This is a genomic window from candidate division WOR-3 bacterium (genome assembly GCA_016867815.1).
Lineage (GTDB): Bacteria > Hydrothermota > Tepidihabitantia > Tepidihabitantales > Tepidihabitantaceae > UBA2258.
Genome location: VGIR01000147.1, coordinates 1 through 4,797, shown reverse-complemented (window position 1 = coordinate 4,797; position 4,797 = coordinate 1). Strand labels below are relative to the sequence as shown.

The following is a 4,797-nucleotide window of genomic DNA, read 5'->3' as shown; positions in this document are numbered from 1 at the left end:
ACTTTCTCACAGCGGTTCTCCTTTCATAACATTCAAACAACCCAGATGCTACCATCCGGGCAGGGGAACCGCTACTGATTTTCAACTAAGACAGGGACATCCTCCCGCCCAAGCTCAAGGAACCCTGGGCCGGGTACTGGTGGCCGATGTACCATGATGCGTCCGGCAATTGCCAGTACTGCCCTCACCTGTGGCAGGGCGGCAGATTCGGCGGGCCGCCGGGGCCTATATACAACCATGATACGCGCTACTTCTGGCGTCCGGAATCAATCAGAGATAGCGCCCAACTGTGGGAGTATGGGGGCCACCACGAGACCGACCCAGCGTATGCGTGGCGTGGACACTGTGATGGCATCACTTGTGCCAGCATCATGGAGCCTGATGTTCTACCTCAAGACTGCGGAGCGCTCGGCCAGGACGACCTTGAGGGTCTGCTCGCCGAGATATATGGCGACTGTGATCTTCACTACTGGACGGACTTGAATGCGAAGCCGGGCGACGTGTGGTTCTATCTGCGCGAATGGCTGAAAGTTCAACCTGTCCACGCTCCCAGAGTTCTGGCCGTCGACTTCGACACGGCAAACGTGCACTTCTATGCGGTCTATGGTTACCGGATTGATGGCGACGTGGTAGATGACACGCTGTTCCGTGGCATCATGACGCTGTACTACGAGAAGCACACTCACGGTGCGCTGTACGACCCTGATTCCGCCTGGTATGAGTTCGAATGCAAGTGCCTTGGGAGCGGTGTCGGTTTCGGTCCGAAGACTGGAACGGGCGCTTGGTGCGGAAGTCGCTATGGCCCGGAACGCTACGACGGGCAACGCTTCGACTGCCCGCCCGACCAAGTCTGTACAGCCGAAAGCTTGCCCCACACGAAAGGTACACGCAACTGGTTCGTCTGCGACTCGACTTTGGCTGCGCTCGACACGCTCAAGCGGGTCATTGAGCACAAGACGATCATCCTTGACGACGCGTACGCGGACTCGTGGTACATCGATCCTCCTCCAGACAACCACCCGCGGGTTCGGAGGCCGGGTTTCGCCGACAGTTGCTGGGCCAGTGACGACGTGACCAGGAACAAGTACACCGCGATCATGTGGTATCCTCGACTTGCATGCACCGGCTCTTGGTCCTTCTACGTCTACAAGACGCCACCGGTGGACGGAGACACCTTGGACCCGTTTGCGGACGTGGGATGGGACATTCCGGAAATCGGCAATCGCAAGTATTGGCCCTATTCTCAAGCAGTTCCACCGTTTGACACGTGGCAATTCCTCGGCTCGCACTCACTTGTGCAGGAAAGCGTTTGGATCTTCGTGTCGCGCTGGGACGATCTTGGTCGATACCACTTCACCTACTTCGATGCAGTCAGGCTCGAGCTCAATGAAGGAGGCCTCGAAGGCGGGGCCAGCGCGGCAACCATCGCTCTCGGTGATGCATCGCAGTTCATCCGGGTGACGCCGAACCCGGTGAGGAGAGTTGCTCGCATCAGCTATGCGCTGTCTACACTAGGTTCTGCCGAAATCGTCGTGTATGACGTGACTGGGAGGGCCGTCCAGAGAGCGTCACAATTCAGCACGCGCGCCGGTCCGCAGAACGTGACCATCCCGCTCGATGGTCTAGCGGCAGGGGCATACATCGTCAGGGTGAACGCGTGTGGCGAACGCCAGACCTGCAGGTTCGTCGTGTGCAGGTAGCCAAAGGCTGAGGTCGAGGTTGAGGTAGAGGCAGGAGCCGCGCCCAAGAGAGTGAATGAGGGAACGCCGAAAGGCGCTCCCTCAAACGTACTATCGGCGGGTCAGCAGCACGGCGAGCAGGGCGCGCTGGGCGTGCAGCCGGTTCTCGGCCTGGTCGAGAACAGTTGACGACTGCGGGCCGTCGAGCACGTCGGCCGAGATCTCCTCGCCGCGGTGGGCGGGAAGGCAATGGAGTACCCTGGCGCCGGGCTTGGCCTGTGCCATCAGTTCCCGATTGAGCTGGTAGGGTCGGAAAATCTGCTTGCGCTGTTCCATCTCGGCCTCTTGACCCATGGACGCCCAGACATCGGTGTAGATGTAGTCCGCGTCCCTGGCCCCGACCTTCGGATCATAGGTCAGGACGATGCTGGCACCGCTTTCCTTTGCGTATTCGAGGGCGCGGTTGGTGACCGCCTGGGGCGGTTCGAATCCCTTGGGCGTGGCCACGCGGAGGTTGATGCCGACCAGGCCGCAGGCAAGCATCAGGGAGTTGCAGACGTTGTTGCCGTCCCCGGTCCAGCAGATGGTCGCACCTTCGAGGCTGCCGCGGTGTTCGTGCACGGTCAGCAGGTCGGCGAGAATCTGGCAGGGGTGCTCCTCGTTGCACAGGGCATTGACGACCGGGACCGACGCGTTCGCGGCCAGCTCGGTGATCTTGGAATGTTCGAACACCCGGGCGATGATGCAGTTCACCCAGCGGGACAGGTTGCGCGCAACGTCCGGCACGGTCTCGCGCTTTCCCAGCCCGATGTCGGAAGGCCCGAGGTAGATGGCAGAACCTCCCAGGTCAACCATCGCCCGTTCAAAAGTCACCCGCGTGCGCAGGGAGGGCTTTTCGAAAATCAGCGCCCCCATGGTGCCGGGCGCCAGGTCGAGGCGGGGCTGCGTCTTGAGCGACTGCTTCAATTCGATTGACTTCGCGAGCAGGCTCAGGATCTCGGCCTTGGACAGGTCGTTAATCGAGGTCAGGTCTTTTTTCATAGCAGTATCGGCAGTGGCCTTTTCTCTCCAGTGTGTTCTTCAGTTTCTCGTATACGCGATGTGCTGTCGCCGCGCCCCGCGACCGCTGATTCACAAGCTGGGCGCGGCATCCCGTATTCGGCCGCGGGACCGGCTGTCGAAAGCATAGGCGAAGAGACCGGGCAGTCAAGCCGTCGTCGTTTGACTTCTTCGGGCCCGCGTTTAGAGTAAGCGCACCATGAAGCGCAAGACGCCCTGGTTCGAGAACGACGCCTTTTGGGCTGTGTTCCGGCCATCGATGTTCGGTGAGGAGCGATGGCAGATGGCGGCAAAGGACGCGGAGCCCCTCGCGAGGCTGTTGCACCTTGAACGCGGGGCGAGCGTGCTCGACCTCTGCTGCGGGCCGGGCCGCTTCAGTATCGAGCTGGCGCGGCGCGGGTTCGGTGTAACCGGCGTGGACCGTACGGCCCTGTTCCTGAACGAGGCCCGCAGGCGAGCAAGGCAGCAGAAGCTCGACGTGGAGTTCGTGCGGTCCGACATGAGGCGGTTCGTGCGTCCGCGCGCCTACGACGCCTGCATCAACATGTACACCTCGTTCGGATACTTCGAGAACCCGGCTGATGACCTGAAGGTCTGCCGGCACGTGCTGCAGTCGTTGCGGCCCGGTGGCCGATTCCTGATTCAGGCGGCCGGCAAAGAGTGGTTGGCTCGTCACTTTCAGCCGAGTGACTGGCGCGAGATGGCTGGTACCTTCGTTCTGGAGGAACGGAAGGTCGCGCCCGGCTGGACCGGACTCGAGAATCGCTGGGTCCTGATTCAGAATGGCAAGGTTATGGAGTTCCGGTTCTTCCTGCGCGTGTACTCAGGAGTCGAACTGCGCGATCTGCTCAGGCGTGCCGGGTTCGCGCGGGTGGATATCCACGGCGGGCTCAACGCAGAGCCGTATGACCACAATTCGCGCTGGCTGGTCGCGGTCGGCAGCAAGGGAAGGTGACGGATGGGCAGGCGGGCGCCGTGGTTCGAGGACGACCAGTTCTGGAAGATGTACGAACGGGCGATGTTCCCGCAGCAGCGCATCGACGCCGCCCGCGAGCAGGCGGGTCAGCTCGTCGCCCGGCTCGGGCTCAAGCCCGGGCAGGCGGTTCTCGACCTCTGCTGCGGGCCGGGCCGGTTCAGTCTCGAGCTTGCCCGGCGCGGGTACAGAGTCACCGGCGTTGACCGGACGCGCTCCTACCTTGCGGAGGCGCGGCGGGCAGCCCGGCGCGAGAAGCTCGAAGTCGAGTTCGTGCAGGAGGACATGCGCCGATTCATGCGGCCGCGTGCCTTTGACGCCGTCATCAACGTCTTTCCCTCCTTCGGCTACTTCCGGAGGCAGAGCGATGACCTGCGGGTCTGCCGCAACGTCCACCGGTCGATGCAGCCGGGCGGCAGGTTCCTAATCGAGACGCTCGGCAAGGAAGGCCTGGCGCGGAGATACCAGTGCCGCGACTGGCAGGAAGTCGGTGGTGAACTGGTGTTGCACGAAGTGGTACCGGTCGACGGCTGGAGCGCGCTGGAGCAGCGGCGGATTCTCGTCCGCAAGGGCAGGACGTACGAATTCCGGCTGTGGATGAGGCTCTACTCGGCGGCAGAACTGCGCGGGTTGCTGGAGCGGGCCGGGTTCAGGAGCGTCAGGATGTACGGCGGGTATGACGGCTCGCCCTACGACAGCGAAGCGCGGAGGCTGGTAGTCGTTGGACGCAAGTGACGAATCGCGAATGCCGGATCGCGACTGAACCCAGAGCCGATGCTGAAGCCACGAAAGCACGAAAGACACGAAACGAATGGATGCGGGTTGTTTGGGTCCGTTTCATTCTGTTTTCGTGTCTTCGTGGGAATCAACTCCGGATTCGGGACTGAAGCCCGAATGACCGAATGACAGAATCGGGCAGGCAGTCGGGACTCACCTCGGTCGCGGTCGTCAGCGCCGCATACATCGCGGCGCAGATGCTCTCGGACATCGCCAGCCTGCGCATCGTCACGATTGCCGGGTTCAGCGTGGACGCGGGCACGCTCGTCTACCCGTTCACCTTCACCCTGCGCGACCTGGTGCACAAGA

General features: G+C 62.1%; 5 protein-coding genes. 4 read left to right on the top strand and 1 reads right to left on the bottom strand.

Annotated features, from left to right (window positions below; genetic code table 11):
• Positions 1 to 146 precede the first annotated feature (146 nt).
• Complete coding sequence (locus tag FJY68_13450; protein ID MBM3332830.1) at positions 147 to 1,700, top strand: T9SS type A sorting domain-containing protein; 1,554 nt, start codon at positions 147 to 149, stop codon at positions 1,698 to 1,700.
• A gap of 90 nt (positions 1,701 to 1,790) precedes the next feature.
• Here FJY68_13450 and argF read toward each other — a convergent pair whose 3' ends face one another.
• Complete coding sequence (argF, locus tag FJY68_13445) at positions 1,791 to 2,720, bottom strand: ornithine carbamoyltransferase (GenBank protein MBM3332829.1); 930 nt, start codon at positions 2,718 to 2,720, stop codon at positions 1,791 to 1,793.
• Positions 2,721 to 2,937: 217 nt separating this feature from the next.
• On the opposite strand from argF, the gene FJY68_13440 reads away from it, so the two are divergent.
• From FJY68_13440 to FJY68_13430, 3 genes are all read left to right on the top strand, one after another.
• Positions 2,938 to 3,693: a class I SAM-dependent methyltransferase gene (locus tag FJY68_13440; protein MBM3332828.1), complete on the top strand. Its 756-nt coding sequence runs from the start codon at positions 2,938 to 2,940 to the stop codon at positions 3,691 to 3,693.
• 3 nt (positions 3,694 to 3,696) lie between these two features.
• Entirely contained in the window at positions 3,697 to 4,446 is a 750-nt protein-coding gene (locus FJY68_13435; GenBank protein ID MBM3332827.1) for a methyltransferase domain-containing protein, read from the top strand.
• Positions 4,447 to 4,613: 167 nt separating this feature from the next.
• On the top strand, positions 4,614 to 4,797 hold a 184-nt coding region (locus FJY68_13430), incomplete at its 3' end, for a hypothetical protein (protein ID MBM3332826.1).

Bases quoted from the DNA above. Each gene is read 5' to 3' on its own strand.
- FJY68_13450 (MBM3332830.1), top strand. From the start codon at position 147: ATGTACCATGATGCGTCCGGCAATTGCCAGTACTGCCCTCACCTGTGG.
- argF (MBM3332829.1), bottom strand. From the start codon at position 2,720: ATGAAAAAAGACCTGACCTCGATTAACGACCTGTCCAAGGCCGAGATC.
- FJY68_13440 (MBM3332828.1), top strand. From the start codon at position 2,938: ATGAAGCGCAAGACGCCCTGGTTCGAGAACGACGCCTTTTGGGCTGTG.
- FJY68_13435 (MBM3332827.1), top strand. From the start codon at position 3,697: ATGGGCAGGCGGGCGCCGTGGTTCGAGGACGACCAGTTCTGGAAGATG.